Here is a 24,452-nt window from a genome sequence, read left to right on the forward strand (position 1 = left end):
CCTAGATTTCCACTTACGCAACGAAATCGGAATTATTTGTTCCGTTTATTTTTCACTGGAGACACCCATGAATGCCAAAGATCCGGCTACGGCCACCCAGCAACTGACTGCCGCCGACGGTGGCCCGCAGGCCATGACGCCGTCCGAAGCCTTTGTCGAAACGATGGTCGCCAACGGCGTGAGCGAGATGTTCGGCATCATGGGCTCGGCCTTCATGGACGCGATGGACATCTTCGCGCCGGCCGGCATTCGCCTGATCCCGGTGGTGCATGAGCAAGGCGCGGGCCACATGGCCGACGGCTACGCCCGCGTCTCTGGCCGTCATGGTGTCGTGATCGGTCAGAACGGCCCTGGCATCAGCAACTGCGTGACGGCGATTGCGGCCGCTTACTGGGCACACAGCCCGGTCGTGATCGTCACGCCGGAGGCCGGCACGATGGGCATCGGCCTCGGCGGCTTTCAGGAAGCGAAGCAGTTGCCGATGTTCCAGGAGTTCACGAAGTATCAGGGTCACGTGACGCACCCGGCTCGCATGGCCGAGTTCACCGGCCGTTGCTTCGATCGCGCGATGGCCGAAATGGGCCCGACGCAACTCAATATCCCGCGCGACTACTTCTATGGCCAGATCAAGACCGAGATTCCGCGTCCGCAACGCCTCGACCGTGGCGCAGGCGGTGAAGAACGCCTGAACGAAGCGGCCGAACTGCTCGCACAAGCCAAATTCCCGGTCATCATCTCGGGCGGCGGCGTGGTCATGGGCGACGCCATCGAAGAGTGCAAGGCGCTCGCCGAACGTCTGGGTGCACCGGTCGTGAACAGCTATCTGCATAACGACTCGTTCCCGGCCAACCATCCGCTGTGGTGCGGCCCGCTCGGTTATCAGGGCTCGAAGGCGGCGATGAAGCTGCTCGCTCAGGCCGACGTGGTCGTAGCGCTCGGCTCGCGTCTCGGACCGTTCGGCACGCTGCCGCAACACGGTCTGGACTACTGGCCGAAGCACGCCAAGATCATCCAGATCGATGCCGATCACAAGATGCTCGGCCTCGTGAAGAAGATCTCGGTCGGTATCTGCGGCGACGCCAAGGCGGCCGCCGTGGCGCTCTCGCAACGTCTGGCCGAACGCACGCTCGCCTGCGATGCCACGCGCGCTGCCCGCGCCGACCAGATCGCCACCGAGAAGGCTGCATGGGAGAAGGAACTCGACGAGTGGACCCACGAGCGCGACCCGTACAGCCTCGACATGATCGAAGCGCAGAAGCAGGAGCGCACGTTCAACGGTGGTGAGTATCTGCATCCGCGTCAGGTGCTGCGCGAGCTGGAGAAGGCCATGCCGGAAGACGTCATGGTCTCGACCGACATCGGCAACATCAACTCGGTGGCCAACAGCTACCTGCGCTTCAACAAGCCGCGCAGCTTCTTCGCTGCGATGAGCTGGGGCAACTGCGGCTACGCGTTCCCGACCATCATCGGGGCGAAGGTCGCGGCGCCGCACCGTCCGGCCATCTCGTACGCCGGCGATGGCGCCTGGGGCATGAGCCTGATGGAAACGCTCACCTGCGTGCGCCACAACATTCCGGTCACGGCCGTGGTCTTCCACAACCGTCAATGGGGCGCCGAGAAGAAGAACCAGGTGGACTTCTACAACCGCCGCTTCGTGGCGGGTGAGCTCGAAAGCCCGAGTTTCGCCAACATCGCGCGCGCGATGGGCGCCGAGGGCATCGTGGTCGATCGTCTGGAAGACGTCGGCCCGGCCCTCAAGAAGGCCATCGACCTGCAGATGAATCACGGCAAGACAACGATCATCGAAATCATGTGTACCCGCGAGCTGGGCGATCCGTTCCGCCGCGACGCGCTCTCGAAGCCGGTGCGCATGCTCGACAAGTACAAGGACTACGTCTGACGCGGTCGAGGTGATTCGTGTTACAGCGCTCCCGGCTCTGTGGGTGCCGGGGGCGCTTTTTTATTTTCTCGACATCATGAAAGCCATCAATCGCATCATCGATACCGCGCGCCGCGCACCGATGCGCATCGTGTTGTGCGAATCGGAAGACGAGCGGATGCTCACCGCGGCCGCCCGCGCGACGCGCGAAGGCATCGCACGCATCGTCCTCGTCGGCGACATCCGCAAGACGCAACGCGCGGCCGACGCTGCACACATCGATCTGGCCGGCATGGAACTGATCGACCCGGCGACGTCGGACATGGCAGAAGCGTTCGCCGAAACGTGGTACGGCATGCGCGCAAAGAAGGGCATGACGCGTGCGCAAGCCGCCGAGGAAATGCGCTCGCCACTGGGCTTCGCCAACATGATGGTGCGGCTCGGTCATGCCGACGGCTCCGTCGCCGGTGCCGTGAACACGACCGCCGACGTCGTGCGCATGGCGATCCAGATCATCGGCGTGCAGCCGTCGTTCCAACTCGTGTCGAGCTTCTTTCTGATGATGCTCTGCGAGCCGTTCCATACGATGAAGGGCGGCCTGATCTTCTCCGACTGCGCCCTCGTGGTCGATCCCGATGCTGCCCAGCTCGCGCAGATCGCACTTGCCGCAGCCGACAGTGCGAGCGCCCTGCTCATGGAGCCGCCGCGCGTCGCCATGCTGTCGTTTTCGACGAGTGGCAGCGCCAAACATGCGGCTGTGGACAAGGTCGTGGAAGCCACCCGTCTCGTGAAAGCCGCGCGACCGCAATTGGCCATCGACGGCGATGTTCAGCTTGACGCGGCCATCGTCTCCGAAATCTCGCAACGCAAGGTCGTTCATTCGCAGGTCGAGGGGCATGCCAACACGCTCATCTTCCCAAGTCTCGACGCCGGCAACATCGGCTACAAGCTGGCCGAGCGCATCGGCGGCGCGAAGGCCATCGGCCCGCTGCTGCAAGGGCTGAACCGTCCGGCCAACGATCTGTCGCGCGGTTGCAGCGCCGACGACATCTATTACGTGATCGGCGTGACCTGTGTGCAGGCGCAGGCCGCTCGCGCCAAGCTCACCGGCACATCGCCGCTCGCTATCCGGCCATGACGCTTCACGCGATTCAGGCCTATCTACCGCTGATGTTGCTGTTGGGCTTCGCGACCTATTTCCAGACGGTCACGGGCTTCGGGCTAGGCATGATCGTGTTGGGGGGCGCCAGCGGTTTCGGGCTGGCACCCGTGGCGAGCGTCGCCATTCTCGTGAGTCTGGTCACACTCGTGAACAGCGCACTGGCGCTGCCGGGCAAGCTGCATCACATCGACTGGCGTGCCGTGCGCGCCGCAACACTCGGCATCCTGCCATCGGTCGTCGTCGGCGTGTTGCTCTTCGATTATCTGAACGGCACAGCATCTCACGTGCTGCATCTGCTGCTGGGCGCGGTGGTGCTTTACGGCGGCGTCGGATCTGCGCTGCGTCCTGCGCCCAGGGCAGAACGGTCGGGTGACACGGGATTTTTCTTCAGCGGTGTCTTCGGCGGCTTGCTTAGCGGTATGTTCGGCATTTCCGGGCCGCCGCTGATTTTCTATTTCTATCGGCAACCGCTCACGCTGATGCAGATTCGCTGTGCACTAATCCTGCTGTTCGCGGTCACGGCATCGATTCGTACCGTCTACAGTGCCTTCGCGGGGCAACTGCCCGCGTCAATGTGGTGGCAAGCGGCCGTGGCGCTGCCGGTCGTCGCGTTCGCCACGTTGCTTGCGCGCCGTCATCCGCCGCCACTCTCCGGAGTGACAACGCGGCGCCTCGCCTTCCTCACGCTGATCCTGCTGGGGACGCACCTGATGGTGAGCGCAGTGCTGGAAATGGCGTAGCGACGGACGTTACGTGTGCGTGCGACGGCCACCGCTGCCGATCCAGTCGACAAGTCTCGAGAGCGTTGTCATGTCGGGAGGTGAGCTCAAGTCCAACGCGAGCGAGTTCCGATAGTACGGACTGAGATCCAGGCCAACGCCAAGGCCCAGCACTTCGACATCGCCGCGCGCCTGCTGCTGCGCCACGACCTCGCGCAAATGGTGGTCCAGATAGTGATCGTCGTTGACCTGATTGGTGGCGGCGTCCATCGGGCTGCCGTCCGAAATCACGATCAGCAGACGCCGGTTGGCGCTGCGTGAGCGCAGCCGTTCGCACGCCCACTCGAGCGCCTCGCCGTCCACACCCTCGCGAAACAGATCGGCCTTGAACAACGACGCAATGTCGGTTCGCGAGCGCCGCCAACTCGTCACGGCGTCTTTGAAGATCAGATGCGAAACCTCGTTCAGACGTCCCGGGAAGCGGGGCTTGCCACGCGCAAGCCAGTCGGTGCGGGCACGTCCGCCGTTCCATGCGCCGGTCGTGAAGCCGAGGATTTCATTGGTGACACCCGCCGCATCGAGCGCGCGCGACAGGACGTCGACGATCATGGCAACCGCTTCGATTTGCGCCTTCATCGAGCCCGAACAGTCGATCAGAAAGCTCACCATCGACTCGGCGATCAACGTGTGCTTCTCGAGCCTGAACAGTCGCCGCTCGGCGGGCGAGCTGACCAGTTGCGCCAGGCGCCGTCCGTCGATACGCCCCTGTTCTTCACCGAACGACCAGCCGTCGCGCTGCGGTACTGCCAGCGCCGCCTTGAGTGCGCGTGCGAGCCTCGGCACATTGATCGCCTGCGCGACGATTCGCTCGTCAAGGCGTTCCCGGAACTCGGTCAGCAGCGCGCGACGCACGAGCGTGCCCGCATACAGTTCGCGGTCATATCGATTCGTGAATACGCGATAACCTTGCTCCGACGCCTTGAGGACGCGGCTGTCGCCCGAATGCGCGAGCGTGATGCCGTCGTCTTCCTGTTCGTCGAAATCGAGAAATAGCGAGAAGGCGTTGCGCACGCCTTTCTCGTCCTCATCGTCCTTGTCCTTGTCGCCGTCTTCCTCAGACTTGCCGCCTGCCGCACGGATCAGACTCGCGATATCCGCCGCCAACTCGCGCGCGTACACGGCGAAGGCCCCCTGATCGGCGCGCGCGCGGCGCATGCCCGCGAGCGCGCCGCCCACGCGTGGCGCAATGGCCATGCGCGTGGCTTCGATCAGTCCTTCCGTGTCCTCGATGACGGGATACCCCGTCAATCGCGACCAGCTCATCTGCGCGACGGTGTAGAGCAGCAACCCAACATGGCTGTCGGCCACGCCGGTCACGTGCATGGCGCGCGACCATGCTTCGAACCGGTCTCGCAAGTTCTTCGCGATGCCGGGCATGCCCGCCGGAATGAACGTCTCGCAACGCAACTGCTCCATCAACTCGAAGAGCAGCCGCTCGAGCGGCGCTTCGGGTTGCAGTTGGCGGTGCAACCCAGCGTCGCTGTGCCGCAACCGTAGCGCGGCACCGTCGGCCGCCCCGCGCAAGGTCGTCAGCGCACTCAACGGGTCGGCAGGCCCCGGCAGCGTTTGCAGATGCGGCGCATGCAGGGGCAGCGGCCGCATGTTCCGGCACAGGCGCGCGCCGCTGTAATGCAGCGCAGCGTCGCCGGTCAGCGCGCGCACCGTCGCGGCGCACAGTGCTTCGCCACGCGCGGCCCGCCGTGCCGCCTCGCGCTCCGACATCGTCATGACGCATCGGCCAGCAGCGAGCGGCCGCCGTCGTTCGCAGGCAACTCACAGCCAAAGGCGCGCTGGTAGTACTCGGCCACCACCGCGCGCTCGGCCTCGTCGCATTTGTTCAGGAACGTGAGACGGAACGCCAGTCCGGCGTCGCGGAAAATGCCGACGTTCTCCGCCCAGTTGATCACCGTGCGGGGCGACATGAGCGTGGACAGATCGCCGGTCGCGAACCCCTTGCGCGTGAGTTCCGCCACACTCACCATCGAGTCGATGAGCGCACGCCCGGCGTCGCTGTCGAGCGCCGGCACGCGCGCCAGCACGATGCCCGCTTCGTCCTCTCGCGACAGATAGTTGAGCGTGGCCACGACATTCCAGCGGTCGATCTGTGCGTGATTGAGAACCTGCGTGCCGTGATACAGGCCGTTGAGATTGCCAAGGCCAACGGTGTTCGTCGTGGCAAACATGCGGAAGCCCGGATGCGGATGAATCACGCGATTCTGGTCGAGCAACGTGAACTTGCCGTCGCGCTCCAGAATGCGCTGAATCACGAACATCACGTCGGGGCGGCCAGCGTCGTACTCGTCGAAGATCAGCGCGACGGGGCGTTGCAGCGCCCACGGCACGATGCCCTCCTGAAACTCGGTGACCTGATGACCGTCGCGCACGACGATGGCGTCCTTACCGACCAGATCGAGACGACTGATATGTCCGTCGAGATTCACTCGCACGCACGGCCAGTTCAGCCGCGCCGCTACCTGCTCGATATGCGTGGATTTCCCGGTGCCGTGCATACCCTGCACCATCACGCGGCGGTTGCACATGAAGCCGGCCAGAATCGCCAGCGTCACGTCGGGGTTGAAGCGGTACGCCGTGTCGATCTCGGGGACGTGATCGTCTCGCTCGCTGAACGCCGGCACCTGCAGATCCGTATCGATGCCGAATACGGCACGGGCATCAACCAGGCGATCCGGTTGTTGGGTTGCGGTCTCCATCACGTCCCTCTCCTGTTCCACTGTGACAAGGCAATTTCAGGGCATCATAACGTTAACCATTTTTAGAAACAATTCGTTCCGAATAATAAAAACACCCATTGACGGCGTCGCGGTGGCTCGTCTACATTCGAACGAACTGAAACGCATCGGAAACCGGCCAATGGCGTTCCATCCGTTCGATAGTCCGTTTGGGTACAATACCGCTGATCCATTTTCCGGAACGGCGCATATGAACGACGCATCGACCCAGCACGACTCCCCCGTGGACAACAAGGCGGATACCCCGACCCTGCGGGCGTTCGCGCTGCTCGAATATCTCGTTGCCGCCGACGCGCCGGTCTCGCTCGCCGACATGGCGCACGATATCCAGATGCCGAAGGCTTCGCTGCACCGCATGCTCGGCTCGCTCGAAGCGGGCGGGCTGGTGATTCGCGAACCCGGGCAGAAGAATGCCTATGTGATCGGCCCGCGCCTCGCGCAACTGAGTCTGGGTGTGATGATGCAGGCGGGCGCGCGACGCATGCGCCACGCGATTCTTAGCCGTCTCGTGGCCGATCTCGGCGAGACGTGCAACCTCACGATGCTGCACGAAACCGAGGTGCTCTATCTCGACCGCATGGAAGCGCCGTGGCCGCTGCGTCTCGATCTCAAGCCGGGATCGCATGTGCCCGCGCACAGCAGTGCGAGCGGCAAGTTGCTGCTCGCCATGATGCCGCGCGAGCAACGCACCGCCCTGCTGCGTGCAATGAAGCTGCAACGCTTCACGCCGAACACGCTGACCGATCCCGAATTGCTGGAAAGCGAACTCGACCGCATCGCGCATAAGGGCATCGCCGTCGATAACGAGGAATTCGTACTGGGCATTGCCTGCGTGGCCGCGCCCGTGCTCAAGGAAGACGGGGGGTGCATCGCTGCCGTGGCCGTACACGCACCTGTCTCGCGCACATCGCTGTCGAAGGCCATGGAATTCGTACCGCGTCTGCAAGAGGCCGCGAAAGAACTCGCCAAGACGTTCTGACGCGTCAGGGCGCTTTCGCCAACGCCTCTCCCTTGCTTGCCCGCTGCCAATCGAGCAGCGGCGCGAGCGCCGTCGCCGTCTCTCGCAGCGTCGGCACCATTCCCAGCAATTGCTCCAGCGTCACCCGCGCCGTCGGGCCATGCACCGCAAGCACCGCGCGCACATGCCCGTCCTCGATCGCACGCACCGGCACGCCTACCGCGACCATGCCGCGTACGAACTCCTCATTATCAATGCCAATGCCGCGCGCGGCCAGCCGGTCAAGCTCCGCTTCGAGCAGACTCACCTCTGTGATCGTGCGTGGCGTCATGCGTTTGAGTGACAGCCGCGAGAGCACCGCACGACGCTCGGTTGCCGGCATCTGGGAGAGAAACAATTTACCGCTCGCGGTGCAGTGCAACGGCACGCGCATGCCGGGATGCATCTGCATGCGCAGTGGCTCGCTTGTCTCCACTCGCTCGATGTAAAGCACCTCATCGCCGTCGAGCGCCGTCAGATTGACGGTCTCGCCGACGCGATCGACCAACACGCGCAACAACGATCGGGCCGCACGCGTGAAGTTGTTGTTCGCCAGCGTGACCAGCGCCAGCCGCGTGGCCCTCGGCCCCAACGACAGACCGCGCTCCGATCCGCGCGAATCGGGCACATGCGAAACGTAGCCGCACAGCTCGAGCGCTTCGATCAGGCGCATGAGCGTCGCCTTCGGAATCGACAGACGCGTCGCGAGTTGCGACAACGTGTAGGGTTGTCCCGCGAGGGCCAACCGCTCGATGACGGCCAGCGCCCGCAAGTTTCGCGCCTCGTCGCTCGCGCGCAGATCCCCTTCGTTCAGCGTGCCCGTCTCGCGCATTGCGCCTCCTCGCCCGTCGCTCACGCGCAATAAAAGAAACAAAATATACCAATTAATTGAAGAACGTCGGCCCCGGGATAACCCCGGTGCCAAGCCATCAATGCCCCCGAGGCGGGGTTGATCGGTACGCCACCCTTCCACGTCCGCTCCCTAGTGAAACCCCGCAGATGCGCCGCAGCAATTGCTGTGTTCTGAGACGGCAAGCGCGAAATCCGTTTCAGATTTCTGTCGCACACCGCTTTTCACTTGGCATTTGCACAAGGCTCGCCGACATTGGATCGAAACAATCCGAAACGAATCGTTTCATCCCATCGAAGCAGACTCGAGGCAGGAGACAGGCTGTATGGAACATGAGGTCGACTATCTGATCGTCGGTGCGGGCTCCGCCGGGTGCGTGCTCGCCAATCGTCTGAGCGCAGATCCCGCGAACCGGGTGTTGTTGCTCGAGGCCGGCGGGCCCGATAGCAATCCTTGGATTCACGTCCCGGTCGGGTATTTCAAGACGATGCACGACCCGGAACTCGACTGGTGCTATCGCACCGAAGCCGACGCCAACGTTGCAGACCGTCAGATCGACTGGCCGCGCGGCAAGGTCCTCGGCGGCTCAAGCTCGCTCAATGGCTTGCTCTACGTGCGAGGTCAGCGCGAAGACTACGACCACTGGGCTGCACTGGGCAATCGCGGCTGGCGCTACGCCGACGTGCTGCCGTACTTCCGCAAGTCAGAAGATCAGGAGCATGGCGCAAACGAGTATCACGGCGTTGGCGGCCCGCTGAAGGTGTCCGATCTGCGTCTGCGCCGCCCCATCGCGGAACACTTCATCGCGGCGGCGAAAGACATCGGCATTCCGTTCAACGAGGACTACAACGGCGAGACGCAGGAGGGCGTCGGCTATTTCCAGCAGACCGCCTTCAAGGGGCTTCGCTGGAGCACGGCCAAGGGCTTTCTCAAACCGATTCGCGATCGCCGCAACCTGATCGTGGAGACGCGGGCGCAGACGTGCCGCGTTCTGTTCGAAGGCAAGCGCGCCGTCGGCGTCGAGTATCTGCAAAACGGAGAACGCCGGAAGGCGCGCGCACGCGTCGAGGTCATTCTCGCGGCCGGGGCCATCGGCTCGCCGCAGTTGCTGCAGAACTCGGGCGTGGGTCCGACGACCGTGCTCGCCAAAGCGGGCGTCGCGTTACGCCATGTGTTGCCCGGCGTCGGTCAGAATTTGCAGGACCATTTGCAAGTGCGGCTGGTCTTCAAAACCCGCGAGCGCACGCTCAACGACGAGGTCAACCATCCGCTTCGCAAGGCGCTCATCGGTCTGCAATACGCGATGTTCCGCACCGGACCGCTCACGCTCGCCGCCAGTCAGGTGACGATCTTCACGCGCTCGCGCCCGGACTGCCCCGACATTACGCGCCCCGACATCCAGTTCCACATGCAGCCGCTGTCCGCCGACAAGCCGGGCAAGGGGGCGCACCGGTTCTCGGCATTCACGTCGTCCGTGTGTCAGTTGCGCCCATTCAGCCGGGGCAGCGTCGAGATCCGGTCCAACGATCCGCTGCAGTACCCGGTGATCCGAGCCAACTATCTGTCGGACGAGCGCGACCATCGCGTGGTGATCGACGGTATCAAAGTCGCGCGCCGCATCGCGGCAGCACCTTCGCTCGCGCCGCACATCATCAGCGAGTTCATCCCCGGGGCCAGGTATCAGAGCGACGACGCGCTGCTGCAGGCCGCGCGCCAGTTCAGCCAGTCGATCTATCACCCCGCAGGCACCTGCAAGATGGGGCACGACGCCATGGCCGTCGTCGACGACCGTCTGCGCGTGCACGGTCTCGCGGCGCTGCGCGTCGTGGACGCGTCGATCATGCCCGAACTGGTCTCGGGTAACACGAATGCACCGACCATCATGATCGCCGAGAAAGCGGCCGACATGATTCTCGAAGACAGGGAGCAGGCGTCGGGCATGCAGGAAATCCGCCTCACCGCGCAGGCGGAAGCGGCAAGCGTTGCCGTAGCGATTTAGCCAGTCACGTCAGCCCCCCAACCATTACAAGATCCGGAGACAACCATGAATGCATCGACCCAGACCGACGCCCGGCAGATGCGCCGTGTCGTCGTCGCCAGCCTCATCGGCGCCACCATCGAGTGGTACGACTTTTTCCTGTACGGCGTGGTCGCCGGCATTGTATTCAACAAGCTGTATTTCCCCGGCAGCGATCCGCTCGTCTCGACGATGCTCGCCTACGGCACGTTCGCCGTGGGCTTCCTTAGCCGGCCGCTGGGCGGTGTGATCTTCGGGCACTTCGGCGACAAGCTCGGCCGCAAGAGCATGCTCGTGATGACCCTCACCATCATGGGCATCGCCACCATGCTCATCGGTCTGGTGCCCACGTATGCGCAGATCGGCCTGTGGGCGCCGGTGCTCCTGCTTGTGCTTCGCGTGCTGCAAGGCATCGGGCTGGGCGGCGAATGGGGTGGCGCGGTGCTCATGGCGTTCGAATACGCGCCAAAGGAAAAGCGGGGTTATTACGCCAGCATTCCGCAGGTGGGTCTCGCGATCGGTCTGTGTCTGGCGTCAGGCGTGGTCGCGCTGCTGTCGTACACCCTCACCCATGCCCAGTTCCTGGCATGGGGCTGGCGCGTGGCGTTTTTCCTCTCGGTGGGTCTCGTCGCCATCGGCATGTACATCCGCCTGAACGTGATGGAAACGCCCGAATTCACGAAGATCAAGAAGGCCGGGGCCGAGATCAAGATTCCGATTGCCGAAGTGCTCACGCGCAACCCCGGCAACGTGCTGGCCGGCATGGGCGCGCGCTTCATCGACGGTGTGTTCTTCAACATCTTCGGCGTGTTCTCGATTGCCTATCTGACGCAGACGCTCAAGCTCTCACAGACCGAGGCGCTCACGGGGGTGATGGCGGCCGCGTTCGTGATGATCTTCACCATCCCGTTCTTCGGCAAGTTATCCGACCGCATCGGCCGCACGCGCATCTACTTCTGGGGATCGCTCGCGACCGGTCTGTCATCGTTCGCCGGGTTCTGGCTGATGAAGGCGAGCGGCGGCAACGTGATGCTCGTCTGGCTGTCCATCGTGATTCCGCTGGGCGTGATCTACGCGTCGGTCTACGGGCCGGAAGCCGCGCTCTTCTCCGAACTGTTCGACGCGAAGGTGCGCTACACCGGCATCTCCTTCGTCTACCAGTTCTCGGGAATCTTCGCGAGCGGCCTGAGCCCGATCATCGCCACGTATCTATTGCAGAAGAACGGCGGCGAGCCGTGGATGATTTGCATCTACGTGCTGTGCGCCGGACTCATCAGCGCGCTGTCCGCGGCATGGATCGGTAGCCGCAAACGCCGCCAGAACGTGTGGCATGGGGCCGGCGTGACCGAACATTGACGGCAGATGTGGCCGCACCGACGCGCCGATCCGGCGCCGGTGCGCAGCCAACCGCGCACGGGGCGTGTCCTTCACCGGGACGCGCCCTTTTTCATGGGGATGCACGGTATGGTGTGACCCGGATCAGTTCGTGAACCGCCCATATCGTGCGATGATTCGGGGTGTTGCTCACGTGCCTCACGCGACCTTCCGGCGACGGCCCTTCACGCCGTCTGCCCATATTTTGCAGTGCAAAGGATTGTCTGCGCCGGGCACGATGAAAGTCTGTTGCCCCCAATCCTCTGGCCCGCGAGACATGATGCAGCGAGACCCGTCGCTTGATGCCGCTATTCCCGAAGACGAACCCGATCGTCCGGGGCCCCTCTCGGAAGCGTCCCTGCTGGGCGCACCGTCGCCGCCGCCTGGCCCGGCCCTGGCAGACACCCTGCCGCTGCCCATCAGTGTCTATCCGGCGCTCATGGGCATTCTGCTGGCGTATGGCGTGCTGGTCGTCGGCAACGGGCTCTTTGCCACCGCCATCCCCTTTCATGCGCTGAAGTACGGCGCGTCGACGTTCACGATCGGCGTGATCCAGTCTTGCTATTACGGGGGCTTTCTGCTCGGCGCGCTCTTCAATCGCACGCTCATCGAGCGCATCGGGCAACACCGCGCGTTCGTGGCCTTCACCGCGCTGGCGGCCCTGTTCGTGATGGGCTTCGCCGTGAGCGAGACCACGCTCACGCTCTGCGCACTGCGGCTCGGCACGGGCTTCGCCCTGATGGGGATGTACACGACCGTGGAGAGCTGGCTCAACGGCTCGGTGCCGAACGCCATGCGCGGGCGCGTGTTCGGCTCGTATCTCACGATCAATTACCTCGCGGTGAGTGCCGGACAATTTCTGCTCAACATCGGCGAAGCCGGCAGCGAGGGCCAGCTTCTGCTCGTCGCAGGGCTGTTCGTCGCGGCGATTCTGCCGATCACGCTCATGCAGGGCTGGCCGACGAGAGTGGCCGACGAACGTCTCATCAAGCAACCGGCCGTCAGCCTCTTCGACAGCATCACCGAAATGGCGCGCGCCACGCCGATCGCCATTCCCGGATGCATCCTCGCCGGATTTTTGTACAGCGCGTTCTACGCCATCATGCCGATCTATCTCACGCGCATCGGCCTGTCGATCGGCAGCCTGTCGACGTTGATGGGGGTGACGCTCTTCGGCGCGCTGCTCATGCAATGGCCAGTGGGCCGGCTGTCGGATCGCATGGACAGGCGCGCGCTGTCGCGGCGTCTGGCGTTTGCGGCGGCCGCGTTCTGCGCGCCGTTGATCTTCTTTCAGGCGCACTGGCTGGTGTTCGTGCTGATGTTCCTGTTCTCTGCGGTCAACTTCACCCAGTACGGACTGATCGTCTCGCATGTGAACGATCGCACGGTGCCCGAGCGGCGTGTCGCAGTGAGCGCGACGCTACTCATCCTCTTTTCGGTCGGCGGCATTCTCGGACCGGTGATCGCATCGGGGGTCATGACACTGCTCGGCCCGGGTGGACTGCATGTCTTCAATGTCGTCTGCGCGTTGACCCTCGCACGGGTCGCCCGGCGGGCGCAATTGCTGGCGCCGTGAAAGGCAGCCGGCGGTCATCGGCGGAGTCTTCGCGGTCGTGGAGGTCGTGGCGTTGGTAAAGGTCATCAAGGTCTTAGGTCGACGAGGTCTTAGGTCGTCGAGGTCTTGAAGGTCGGCGAGGCCGGCAGCTACGTACGCAGCAAACGGAATGCGATACCGCACTCGCAAGCGCTGCCGGACCCCGTGGAGAAGCCCCAAATTGGTGCGACCGTGCCGTTCTCTGGTGCGATGCGTCACAACTCGGGAGGAAAATCGCCGACAATAGCGCCGGCGCCGCCCGGACGCCTTTGAGCACGCTTCTTGCTCACCTATTCTGTACATAAACACTGCTGCCCCCGCGCCCGTCTCTACCATGACCATGATCGATCTCGACGCCCCCGGTTTGCTGCCGCCCCGTCTGACAGCGGCCGAAGACGGCCGTCGCATCGTCATTTACGGCGACTTCACGATTTGCAGCGTCTTCCAGCCGGTGTTCTCGGTCTCGCACCGGCGTGCCATCGGCTATCACGCCTCGCTGCGCGCGCACGACGCCGAAGGCCGTCACGTCCCGTCGCACGAAGTCTTCACGCTGGCGGCGCGTCACGGCGACATGCTCGAACTCGGCCGGCTCGCCGAATCGCTGCATCTGGGCAACTTCTGCGAATTCGACAGCCGCGACGCGTGGCTCTTCCTGAGCCTGCACCCGGCCGCATTGATGGACACGGTCTACGGCGACGCGCTCATTGCCACGCTCAAGGCCACCGGACTATCGCCGCAACGCGTGGTGCTCGAAGTGCCGGAGCAAGCCGGTGGTGACACACCGCGCTTCGGCGCCATCGTGGGCAGCCTGCGCAAGGCGGGTTTTCTCATCGCGCTGGGTGGCTTCGGCGCCAAGCATTCGAACATTGACCGGGTGTGGGATCTGCGCCCCGACATCGTGGCGCTCGATCGCGGCATTCTCGCGCAGGCGACGGAGCAGTCGCATCTGGCGCGTGTGCTGCCGGGCCTCGTGTCGCTGCTGCACGAATCGGGACAACTGGTGATGATGGGAGGGCTGTCGACGGATCGCGAAGCGCTGCTCGCGCTGGAGTGCAATGTCGACTTCGTGCAAGGGCAGCACTTCGCGGCGCCCGACGTCGATCCCGTGCCGCCGAAGGTCGCGGCCGAGCGCATGGACGCACTCTCGTCGGCCCTGCGCACGCAACTGGTCGAACGCGAACGCGCCGAGCACGCGCGACTCGCACCGTACGTGGCGGGCATCGAATCGGCAGCCGCGCGCATTGCGCAGGGTCAGGACATCGAACAGGCCACGCACGACCTGCTCGCGCTGCCCGATGCGGCACGCTGCTTCCTGCTCGACGCCCTCGGACGCCAGATCGGCGACAACGTGCTGCCGCACAGCCATTCGTCGCAGCGCGCCAAACGCTTCCGTCCGCTGTTGCATTCCGAGGGTGCGAACTGGGCGCGGCGGCCGTACTTCATCGAAGCCATGCGCGCGCCCGGCGAGGTGCATTTCACCCCGCCCTATCTCTCGATCAACGAGGCGCACCTGTGCGTGACGGCCTCGATTGCCACGCCGGCCAAACAAGGCCTGCATGTGCTCTGCGTCGATATCAACTGGTAACCCGGCCGCAGGTTAGCCGGCAGCGCGTTGCACCTGATAGCGCTCGAGCCAGTGAGCATACGGCGCGGGCAACACCCATGACGGGCGTGCCACGTCGAGTTCGCGTGCCGCGTAGTACGGCCAGTGCGGGTTGGCCAGCAGCGCGCGGCCGATCATCACGAGATCCATCTGGCCGTCGGCCACCACGCGGTCGGCCGCGTGCGGGTCGTCGATACCCCACGAGGACGCCACGGCGATGCCCGCTTCCTTCTTGACACGCTCGGCAATCGGCGCGAGGAACGCAGAGCCCCAGGGAATCTTCGCGGCGGGTGTCGAGAAGCCAACGCTCACGTTCAGCAGATCGAGACCGCTTTCTCGCATCTGACGCGTGAGCGCGATCGATTCCGCCAGCGTCTCTTCATCGCGGCCGTCATACTCGATCACGCCGAAGCGGGCCGTGAGCGGCAGATGTTCGGGCCACACGTCACGCACGGCAGCGAGCGTCTCGAGCAGGAAGCGGCTGCGGCCGGCGAGATCGCCGCCGTAAGCATCGTCGCGATGGTTGGCGTGCAGCGAGAAGAAGCTCTGCGCCAGATAGCCGTGGGCAAAGTGCAGTTCCAGCCATTCGAAACCGGCCGCCAGCGCGCGACGCGCAGCCGCCACGAAGTCGCCCTTCACACGCTCGATATCATCGATGGTCATCGCCTTCGGCACCTTGCCGAGATGCGCACCGAAGGGCACCGCCGACGGCGAGAGGGTCGGCCAGCCTCGGGAATCATCTTCGCCGATGTGGTCGTCGCCTTCCCACGGACGGTTGGCGCTTGCCTTGCGACCGGCATGGGCGATCTGAATGCCGGGCACAGCACCATGCGCCTTGATGGCCGATGCGATGCGCGCCATGCCTTGTGCCTGCTCGTCGTTCCACAGACCGGTGCATCCCGGGGTGATACGGCCTTCGGGCGAGACGGCCGTCGCCTCGACGATCACAAGCCCCGCACCGCCACGCGCCAGACCGGCGTAATGGGCAAGGTGCCAATCGTTGGTGACACCGTCGATGGCGCTGTACTGGCACATCGGGGGAATGGCTACGCGGTTGCGCAACCTGACGCTCTTCAGCTCGAACGGGGAAAACAGGGCAGACATGGGGGATTCTCTAGGGAGTCAGGGAAAGCGGCGCAGGCTGGCGGAGCGCCTGGCTCCCGGCAGCGTTTCTCAGCGCCTCGACCGGTATCGGTCGACAGCAGCCATCTTAGTCGCACATCGGTATAATGAAAACCATCATCACATTATCAAATCGATAACAATTCATTATGATAAATCCCCAGTGGCTCAAATCGTTCGCCACGCTCGCCGAGTTGGGTAACTTCACGCGCACGGCCGACCGGCTGGGACTCACCCAGGCAGCGGTGAGCCAGCATGTGAAGCATCTCGAGGAGGCGTTCGGGCCATTGCTGGTGCGGCGTCCACGCGCCGTGGAACTCACGCCCGCGGGGCAGGCAGTGCTGACCTATTGCCTGGAAGTCGAGTGTGCGGCTCGTCATCTGCGCTCTCGTCTGGACGATGCGAACGAGGAATGCGGTGTCATCACCCTCATCACGCCGGGCAGCATCGGGTTGTATCTTTGCCCGATCCTGCTCGACATGCAGAAGGCCAACCCCGCGATGGCCGTGCGGCATCGCTTCGCGCCTGACCGCGAGGTGCTCGAAGGCGTGCTGCAGAATCACTTCGAGCTGGGGCTCGTGACGTTACGGCCAGACGACCCGCGGCTCGCTGCCGCGCCGTTCACGCAGGAACCGCTCGAACTGGTGGTCCCGGCGGGGGAGGACGTACACAAGTGGGAAGACCTGAAGCGCATCGGGTACATCGATCATCCCGATGGCGAAGCCATGTCGACGCGCCTGCTCAGTCGCCGCTTTCCGGGCAATCCGGGCGTACAGAGCCTGCCGTGCAAGGGATGCACGAACCAGATCAGTCTGATACTCGAATATGTCGCGCGCGGCCTGGGATTTACCGTCATTCCGCAGTACGCTCGGCAGGCGTTTGCCTCGCAGGACGCCATTCGTGTCGTTGACTGCGGCCCGCCGGTGGTCGACACGTTGTGGCTGATCCATCGCGCCGAATGGCCGCTCTCGGCGCGTGCGCAACGTGCCGTGGCGTTGCTGCGCGAGCGTGTCGACGCGCCGCGCCCGCGCGCGTTCGGTGGCGAGCGCGTCTTGCAGCGCGCGAGCGGCTGAATGTGCCGCCAACGGCTTGGTGGATTAACGTGCGGCCTGCGTGAACTTGTTGAACGAAGTGTCGAAGAGTCCGCGCACGTCGAAACGCTTGGTCAGTGTGCCGGTCTTCACAAAATCGTCCACGCTCTTTTGCGCCTCGGCGATGGCACTGTCCGTCAGCGGTTCATAGCGAATGCGCGACGTGCTGAACCACTGATGTGCCAGTTTGGGATCGATGCGCGACTTCGCGGCCCAGACGTCCGCGTAGCGCTCGATGTGTCGTGAGTCTGCCAGCGACCATTCACGCGCGCGCTGATAGCGCTGCACGAAATCTCCCAGCAATTCGCGTTTGGTGTCGATAACCTTCTGCGTCGTGGACAGATAGCTCTGCGCCGCGATCAGTCCGCGCGCCGTCACCACCGTGCGCGCGCCCGCCTGGCGCAGACGCGTGACGTACGGCTCCCATGTCGCTGTCGCATCCACCTTGCCCGCCTGCAACGCCGCTGCCGAATCGACAGACGCGAGATAGGAATACTTCACTGAGTCGAGCGGCAGTCCGGCCGACGTCAGCGCCGCCTGCACCAGTTGCTGTGACCAGCCGCCGCGTGTAATCGCCACCGTCTTTCCCTTCAGGTCGGCGACGGTCTTGATCTGCGTGTGCGGTCCGGCAAGCAACACCACGCTGTCAGGACTGTCGCGGTAGATGCCGATCACTTTGACGGGTGCGCCCTGCGCGGCGAGGAACAACACCGGTCCATCGCCCTGCAGACCGATGTCGAGCGCGCCTGCATTGACCGCTTCGATCACGGGCGTGCCCGCCGGAAACTGCTTCCATTCGACGGTGTAGGGGGCGTCCTGCAACGCGCCCGACGCTTCGAACAGACTCTGCGCGTTGTACGCCTGATCACCCACGACCAGGACTGGCTTGTCCGCCGCTTTGCTCGCGAACGGCAGAATCGCAGCGACGCTCAGTGCAGCGGCGGTGCCGCGACGCAGGCGAGCGCGCCATGCCGGCCAACGCTCACGCAGTCGGCTGCGGCGATCGCGCTTCGCCGAGCGAGTCAGCGTGGCCCGCAACAGGGCGGCACGCGACGGCGCGGACACATAGAGACCAAAGGCGATCGCGGAAGCGGCGATGAATGCATCGATCACCGGGTTCACCTCCGGGGCTTCAGGCGTAGTGGATGTCTTCATGTCATGACGCCACGCCGGAGCGTGGCTGCAGAAGTGATCGGACGTGTCAGTTTAGGCAAGCGTGTGCACGTTCCCAACCATCGATTCATGCGATGAATAGCGCGCGCCACGCCAGTTTGCTTATGCGGGTTTGCTTATCGGATTTCGTTGTTTGTGCCGGGGTGCCACGCTCCCGTATCGTGATCGCATTCTGAAATCGAACGAGAGCCACGTCATGAGTCAACCTGCCCGCAAGCTCCGGCTGGGCGCCTACATGTCGGGATCTGGCGTGCAGGGCGATAGCTGGCGCCATCCCGACACGGACACCGACGCCTATTCTCAATTCGCACGTTATCGGCACTACGCGCAAGTACTGGAGCGCGGCTTCTTTGACGCCCTGTTCTTCTTCGACAACCTTTTCATGTCGACAGACCCGGTGTCGCTCGCGCATAGCCCCGGCGCACCGCGCTGGGACCCGGTCGTGCTACTCGCCGGTCTGGCCGGGGCAACGCAGCATATTGGTCTGGTGGCGTCGGTGAGCACGACGTACAGCGAGCCTTACAACGTGGCGCGCGCGTTTGCGTCGCTCGATCATCTCTCGGGCGGTCGCGCCGGCTGGAATCTGGTGACGTCGACGGGCGGCGGCGAGAACTTCAATCGCGACGATCACGTCGACCATGCGCAACGATACGAGCGCGCCAATGAGTTCTACGACGTAGTGACAGGTCTCTGGGACAGCCACGCGGACGACGCCTTCCCGCGCAACAAAACTACGGGGCAGTGGGCCGAACCGACGCGCATCCGCAAGCTCGATCATCGCGGCAAACACTTCCGTGTACGGGGCCCCCTCAGCGCGCCGCGCCCTGTGCAGGGATGGCCGGTGATCGCGCAGGCCGGTTCGAGCGAAGCCGGTCGCGAACTGGCTGCGCGCGCGGGCGAATTGCTCTACACCGCAGCGCAGGACATCGAAGACGCACGCGCCTTCTATACCGATGTCAAAACACGTGCGCTGAAGTACGGCCGCCGTCCCGAACACATCTTCATTCTGCCGGGGGTGTCGCCCATTGTCGGCCGCACACAAGCCGAGGCGGAAGACATCTACGACGCGTTGCTTGCGCATCGCGATCCCGCCGTCGTGCTGCATTCGCTGGCTAGCTACGCGAGTCTGGGTATTGATCTTGGCAGTCTGCCGCTCGACTCGAAGGTGCCGCTGCCCGAGCAAGTACCGGAGACGAACACGCACAAGAGCCGTCAGAAGCTACTGGTGGACTGGATCCGGCGCGAGCAGCCGACCGTGCGTCAGCTCTATACGCGCTTCACAGGAGGCGGTCATCGTGTGCTGGTCGGTACGCCCGAATCGATTGCCGACGACTTTCAGCACTGGTTCGAGACGGGCGCGGCAGACGGCTTCAACATCATGTTCCCCAGCGCGCCCGTGGGTATTACGTCCTTCGTCGATCTGGTCGTGCCGGAATTGCAGCGGCGCGGTCTCTTTCGCACACGCTACGAGGGCCGTACCTTCCGCGAGAATCTCGGTGTGCCGGCCGTGCCCAACCGGCACTTCCCGCCGCGCGATGCTTCTCCGGGATCGTCTGCATCAGACGCGCTCGCGGCAGAGGTGAGTGCAACGTCTCAGCCGGCGGAGACGACGGCGGCAATCGCCTGACCCACTTCGGTCGTGCTCGCCCGCCCGCCCATGTCGCCGGTGCGCGGGCCGCTCTTGATGACCTGAGTGATCGCCGCGAGGATCGTGTCGTGCGCTTCACGTGCGCGGCCTTCCCCGCCGCCGAGATGGTCGAGCATCATCGCCGCCGTCCAGATCATGCCGATCGGGTTGGCGATGTTCTTGCCCGCGATGTCCGGCGCCGAGCCATGTACCGGCTCGAACAGCGAGGGGAACTTGCCCTCCGGATTCAGGTTGCCCGACGGCGCAATGCCGATGGTGCCCGTGCAGGCCGGCCCCAGATCCGACAGAATGTCACCGAACAGATTCGAAGCGACCACTACGTCGAAACGATCCGGGTGAAGCACGAAGCGGGCGCACAGAATGTCGATGTGCTGCTTGTCCCAGGTGATGTCCGGATACATCGCCGCCGTCTCGGCGGCACGCTTGTCCCACCACGGCATCGAGATCGAGATGCCGTTGCTCTTGGTCGCCACCGTCACATGCTTGCGCTTGCGCTGCCGCGCGAGATCGAACGCGAACTTCAGCACGCGCTCCGTGCCATGACGCGTGAATACCGACTCCTGCACGACGAATTCGCGCTCCGTGCCTTCGAACATCACGCCGCCGACCGACGAGTACTCGCCCTCGGTGTTCTCGCGCACGATCATGAAGTCGATGTCGCCCGCCTGACGCCCCGCCAGCGGTGACGGTACCCCGTCGAACAAACGCGCCGGACGCAGGTTGATGTACTGGTCGAATTCGCGGCGGAACTTGAGCAGCGATCCCCACAGCGAGATGTGATCGGGCACCGTCTCGGGCCACCCCACCGCGCCGAACAGAATGGCGTCGACGCCGTCGAGCTGCTGCCTCCAGTCGTCCGGCATCATCTGACCGTGCTCGACGTAGTAGTCGCAGCTCGCCCATTCAATGTGCTGGTATTCGACAGGAATGCCGAAGCGCTTGCTGGCGGCGTCGAGCACGCGCAGGCCTTCGGGCATCACTTCTTTGCCGATACCGTCACCCGGAATCACGGCGATCTTGAACGGACGCTGGGGGCGTTGGGACCTGTCGGTCATGGTCTGTCTCTCCTGGTATTTGGACGATGGCGTTAGGTTATTCCATTCCAACACGGATAAAATCCCCTAATCGGTTAATCCACTATCCACGAATCGTGAATAAACCCCTACCCAGCAATCCGACGCTGGACGATCTTCGCGTGTTCTGTCAGGTTGCCCGCCGCGCCAGCTTCTCGGCGGCAGCCGAAGCGCTGGGGGTCTCGCCCGCGTATGTGAGCAAGCGCGTGGGCATGCTCGAAGCCGACCTCGGCACCCGCTTACTGCACCGGTCGACGCGGCGTGTGGCAATTACCGACGCAGGCGAGCGAGTCTACGCCTGGGCAGAGAAGATTCTCGACGACGTCAATCATCTGATGGAGGACGTCTCGAGCACACGGCAGGTGCCGCGCGGCACATTGCGGGTGTCGAGCAGTTTTGGCTTCGGACGTCACGTCGTGGCGCCGGCGATGTCGCGGCTGCGCGCACTGCATCCGCAGCTCAATGTCCGACTGGATCTGTTCGACCGGCTCGTCGACGTGGCCGCTGAGGGCTACGACCTGGATGTGCGTATCGGCGACGACATCGCGCCGCATCTGATCGCCCGCAAGCTCGCCGACAATCATCGCGTGCTGTGTGCGTCGCGCGCCTATCTCGACGCGCACGGCACGCCGCGTCAGTTGAGCGATCTGGCCGGGCATGCGTGCATTGTCATCAAGGAACGCGATCACCCGTTTGGCATGTGGCGGCTGCAACAGCGTGGCGAGGCGGTCTCGCTCAAGGTGACGGGACCGCTCTCCACCAACCACGGTGAAGTGGCAGTGCAATGGGCGCTCGACGGACAGGGAATCGTGTTGCGCTCGATGTGGGATGTCGGTGCGCTCATCGCGCAAGGGAGTCTGGTGCAGGTGCTGCCCGACGTCACGCAACCAGCCAATGTCTGGGCGGTGTATCCGTCTCGCGTGGCGTCGTCAGCCAAAGTGCGCGCCTGCGTGGAATTCCTCGCGGGGGAATTCCAGACGCAGACGCAGTCGGCGTGAAGCGAAGTTACTGCAGCGTGAACGGCGCCTGTTCGACGTGCTGCGAATCGAGCCCGATCTGCACATTGAACTCGCCCGGTTCCGCCACGTATTGCAGCTTCGCGTTGTAGAACTTCAGCAGGCTTTCGTCGATGGTGAAGTACACGGTGCGCGATTCGCCTGGTTTGAGGTTCACTTTCTCGAAACCCTTCAGTTCCTTCACGGGACGCACGATCGACGCTGCTACATCCTGCAAATAGAGCTGCACCACGGTCTCGCCTTCGCGCTTGCCGGTGTTGCGCACGGTCACGCTCGCATCGAGCTTGCCGCCACGCGCGAGGGTCTTGCCCGAGAGCGTCACCTTCGACACTTCGAACGAGGTATAGCTCAGACCGTAGCCGAAGGCATACAACGGGCCGGCGTCCTCTTCGAAGTACTGCGACGTATAGTTGGCGGGCTTGCCCGGCGTGAACGGCCGGCCGATGCGCAACTGGTTGTAGTACGTCGGAATCTGGCCGATCGAGCGCGGGAACGAAATCGGCAGCCTGCCCGACGGGTTGAAATCGCCGAACAGCACATCCGCAATCGCGTGACCGCCTTCGGTGCCCGCGTACCACGTCTCGAGCATGGCGTCTGCGTTGGCCTTCGGCCAGTTCAGATCGAGCGGACGGCCGTTCATCAGCACCACGACCAGCGGCTTGCCCGTAGCCTTGAGCGCCTGCAATAGCGCCAGTTGGCTGCCCGGCAGCGACAGGCTCGTACGGCTCGATGCCTCATGCGACATGCCGCGCGATTCGCCGACCGCTACGACCAACGTGTCGGCGTTACGTGCGACCTGCACGGCTTCGTCGATCATCTGCTGCGGCGTGCGCTTGTCCTGCACGACTTCCGGATTGTCCCAATCGAGGAAATTAAGATATTCGACCACGCGCGGATCGTCGGTAATGTTTGCACCGCGCGCATAGCTCACCTGCCCCTGCGTGCCGAGCGCATCGCGTACGCCTTGTAGCAGCGTGACGGCTTGCGTTGCCTTGCCCGCGGCCGACCAGCTCCCCATCACGTCGATCTTCGCGTCTGCCAGCGGCCCGATCACGGCCACCTTGCCAGCCTTGCGCAGCGGCAGCGTGTCGTGCCGATTCTCGAGCAGGACGAGGGACTTGCGAGCCGCGTCGCGCGCCGCGTCGCGGTGCAGACGGCTTTCGGCATTCACGTCCTTCGGGTCCTGCGCGGCGTGACCGATGCGACGATACGGATCGGCAAACAACCCCATGTCGTATTTCGCGCCAAGCACTTCACGCACTGCGCTGTCGATGTCTCGCATGGGCACATCGCCCGACTTCACGAGATCGGGCAATTGCTTGAGATACTGCACGTCGGCCATGCTCATGTCGACACCCGCCTCGATGGCCAGCTTCGCCGCCTCGCGGCCGTCCTTCGCCACGCCATGACGCATCAGTTCCTCGATCGCGCCGTGATCGCTCACGGTCACGCCCTTGAAACCCCATTCGTCACGCAACAGATCGCGCAGCAGCCACTTGTTCGACGTGGCCGGTGTGCCGTTGATCGAGTTCAGCGCGATCATCACGCCACCGGCCCCCGCGTCGATACCCGCGCGATATGGCGGCAGATAGTCCTGATACATGCGCATCGGGCTCATGTCGACGACGTTGTAATCGCGTCCGCCCTCGACCGCGCCATACAACGCAAAGTGCTTCACGAAGGCCATCAGACTGTCGGGGTTCGCGGGCGACGTCCCCTGAAACCCCTGCACGCTGGCACGCGCGCTCTGCGAAACGAGATAGGGGTCTTCGCCGAAGCCTTCCGACGTGCGCCCCCAGCGCGGATCGCGCGAGATGTCGACCATCGGTGCGAAGGTCGCGTCCAGCCCGTCGGCACTCGCCTCGATGGCAGCCACGCGGGCAGCTTGCTTGACCACCGACATATCCCAGCTCGACGCAAGCCCGAGGCTGATCGGGAACACGGTACGATGCCCGTGAACGATGTCATAAGCGAAGAAGATGGGGATCTTCAGGCGGCTGTGCTTGACGGCCGCGTCCTGCAACGGACGGTTGTCCTCGCGCGTGACCGAGTTGAACGTGCCACCCACGCGACCGGCGGCGATTTCCTTGATGAGCTTGGGCTGCGGCATGTCCGCACCAATGCTGATCAGACGCAACTGGCCGATCTTTTCGTCGAGCGTCATGCGCGCGATGAGATCGTCGATGAACGCCTGCTTGGCGGCAGGCGATGGCATGGCAACCGGCGCATTGCCCTGGCGGTCATGATTGAGGACGGCAGGTGCGTCGGCAAAGGCCGGCGCGACGACAAGGCTGGCTGCGAGTGCCAGTGCGGAGAACATTCTC

The 24,452-nt window shown here is 64.0% G+C and carries 18 protein-coding genes; 11 read left to right on the forward strand and 7 right to left on the reverse strand.

Annotated elements, in window-relative coordinates:
* Positions 1–67 precede the first annotated feature (67 nt).
* The 3 genes from xsc (at position 68) to PBR20603_RS00555 (ending at position 3,781) form a co-directional block, all read left to right on the forward strand.
* A complete protein-coding gene (gene xsc / locus PBR20603_RS00545) occupies positions 68–1,900 on the forward strand; it encodes a sulfoacetaldehyde acetyltransferase (RefSeq protein ID WP_174977733.1) in 1,833 nt (610 codons plus the stop codon).
* 76 nt (positions 1,901–1,976) lie between these two features.
* Entirely contained in the window at positions 1,977–3,017 is a 1,041-nt protein-coding gene (gene pta, locus PBR20603_RS00550) for a phosphate acetyltransferase (RefSeq protein ID WP_150557616.1), read from the forward strand.
* Entirely contained in the window at positions 3,014–3,781 is a 768-nt protein-coding gene (locus tag PBR20603_RS00555; RefSeq protein ID WP_150557617.1) for a sulfite exporter TauE/SafE family protein, read from the forward strand. The genes pta and PBR20603_RS00555 overlap by 4 nt, the downstream gene beginning before the upstream one ends.
* Positions 3,782–3,790: 9 nt before the next feature.
* Here PBR20603_RS00555 and PBR20603_RS00560 read toward each other — a convergent pair whose 3' ends face one another.
* Both PBR20603_RS00560 and PBR20603_RS00565 read right to left on the reverse strand, forming a co-directional pair.
* On the reverse strand, positions 3,791–5,548 hold the full coding sequence (locus tag PBR20603_RS00560) for a cobaltochelatase CobT-related protein (protein WP_150557618.1): 1,758 nt from the start codon (positions 5,546–5,548) through the stop codon (positions 3,791–3,793).
* The gene (locus PBR20603_RS00565; protein WP_150557619.1) at positions 5,545–6,531 is read right to left on the reverse strand and encodes an AAA family ATPase; all 987 of its coding nucleotides are present in this window, start codon (positions 6,529–6,531) and stop codon (positions 5,545–5,547) included. The genes PBR20603_RS00560 and PBR20603_RS00565 overlap by 4 nt, the downstream gene beginning before the upstream one ends.
* A gap of 229 nt (positions 6,532–6,760) precedes the next feature.
* Between PBR20603_RS00565 and PBR20603_RS00570 the strand changes: the two genes are divergently transcribed.
* Positions 6,761–7,549, forward strand: a complete 789-nt coding sequence (locus PBR20603_RS00570; RefSeq protein WP_150557620.1) for an IclR family transcriptional regulator — start codon at positions 6,761–6,763, stop codon at positions 7,547–7,549.
* 4 nt (positions 7,550–7,553) lie between these two features.
* Here the strand turns inward: PBR20603_RS00570 and PBR20603_RS00575 are convergent, their stop codons facing one another.
* Positions 7,554–8,399 carry an IclR family transcriptional regulator gene (locus PBR20603_RS00575; RefSeq protein ID WP_150557621.1) on the reverse strand — a complete coding sequence of 282 codons (846 nt, stop codon included), beginning with the start codon at positions 8,397–8,399 and terminating at the stop codon, positions 7,554–7,556.
* A gap of 343 nt (positions 8,400–8,742) precedes the next feature.
* Between PBR20603_RS00575 and PBR20603_RS00580 the strand changes: the two genes are divergently transcribed.
* From PBR20603_RS00580 to PBR20603_RS00595, 4 genes are all read left to right on the forward strand, one after another.
* A complete protein-coding gene (locus PBR20603_RS00580) occupies positions 8,743–10,416 on the forward strand; it encodes a GMC family oxidoreductase (RefSeq protein WP_150557622.1) in 1,674 nt (557 codons plus the stop codon).
* Between the two features lie 45 nt (positions 10,417–10,461).
* Positions 10,462–11,790 (forward strand): MFS transporter, encoded by a 1,329-nt coding sequence (locus PBR20603_RS00585; protein ID WP_150557623.1) that lies wholly within the window; start codon positions 10,462–10,464, stop codon positions 11,788–11,790.
* 295 nt (positions 11,791–12,085) lie between these two features.
* Positions 12,086–13,384, forward strand: a complete 1,299-nt coding sequence (locus PBR20603_RS00590) for an MFS transporter (protein WP_174977734.1) — start codon at positions 12,086–12,088, stop codon at positions 13,382–13,384.
* Between the two features lie 352 nt (positions 13,385–13,736).
* A complete protein-coding gene (locus tag PBR20603_RS00595) occupies positions 13,737–14,987 on the forward strand; it encodes an EAL domain-containing protein (protein ID WP_150557625.1) in 1,251 nt (416 codons plus the stop codon).
* A gap of 12 nt (positions 14,988–14,999) precedes the next feature.
* Here PBR20603_RS00595 and PBR20603_RS00600 read toward each other — a convergent pair whose 3' ends face one another.
* Positions 15,000–16,109, reverse strand: coding sequence for an NADH:flavin oxidoreductase/NADH oxidase (locus PBR20603_RS00600; RefSeq protein WP_150557626.1), 1,110 nt, complete (start codon positions 16,107–16,109; stop codon positions 15,000–15,002).
* Between the two features lie 167 nt (positions 16,110–16,276).
* On the opposite strand from PBR20603_RS00600, the gene PBR20603_RS00605 reads away from it, so the two are divergent.
* The gene (locus PBR20603_RS00605) at positions 16,277–17,200 is read left to right on the forward strand and encodes a LysR family transcriptional regulator (RefSeq protein ID WP_150557627.1); all 924 of its coding nucleotides are present in this window, start codon (positions 16,277–16,279) and stop codon (positions 17,198–17,200) included.
* Positions 17,201–17,224: 24 nt separating this feature from the next.
* Here PBR20603_RS00605 and PBR20603_RS00610 read toward each other — a convergent pair whose 3' ends face one another.
* Positions 17,225–18,373, reverse strand: a complete 1,149-nt coding sequence (locus PBR20603_RS00610; protein ID WP_150557628.1) for an ABC transporter substrate-binding protein — start codon at positions 18,371–18,373, stop codon at positions 17,225–17,227.
* Positions 18,374–18,587: 214 nt separating this feature from the next.
* On the opposite strand from PBR20603_RS00610, the gene PBR20603_RS00615 reads away from it, so the two are divergent.
* Positions 18,588–20,018, forward strand: a complete 1,431-nt coding sequence (locus tag PBR20603_RS00615) for an LLM class flavin-dependent oxidoreductase (protein WP_150557629.1) — start codon at positions 18,588–18,590, stop codon at positions 20,016–20,018.
* Here PBR20603_RS00615 and PBR20603_RS00620 read toward each other — a convergent pair.
* Positions 19,985–21,094 carry a tartrate dehydrogenase gene (locus PBR20603_RS00620; protein WP_150557630.1) on the reverse strand — a complete coding sequence of 370 codons (1,110 nt, stop codon included), beginning with the start codon at positions 21,092–21,094 and terminating at the stop codon, positions 19,985–19,987. The two genes, PBR20603_RS00615 and PBR20603_RS00620, sit on opposite strands and share 34 nt — an antisense overlap.
* A gap of 95 nt (positions 21,095–21,189) precedes the next feature.
* Here PBR20603_RS00620 and PBR20603_RS00625 point away from each other — a divergent pair, with 95 nt between their 5' ends.
* On the forward strand, positions 21,190–22,110 hold the full coding sequence (locus tag PBR20603_RS00625; RefSeq protein ID WP_150557631.1) for a LysR family transcriptional regulator: 921 nt from the start codon (positions 21,190–21,192) through the stop codon (positions 22,108–22,110).
* A gap of 7 nt (positions 22,111–22,117) precedes the next feature.
* On the opposite strand, the gene bglX is transcribed toward PBR20603_RS00625, so the two are convergent.
* Positions 22,118–24,448, reverse strand: coding sequence for a beta-glucosidase BglX (gene bglX / locus PBR20603_RS00630; protein WP_150558263.1), 2,331 nt, complete (start codon positions 24,446–24,448; stop codon positions 22,118–22,120).
* Between the last annotated feature and the right edge of the window lie 4 nt (positions 24,449–24,452).

This window comes from Pandoraea bronchicola (assembly GCF_902459805.1).
Taxonomy (GTDB): domain Bacteria; phylum Pseudomonadota; class Gammaproteobacteria; order Burkholderiales; family Burkholderiaceae; genus Pandoraea; species Pandoraea bronchicola.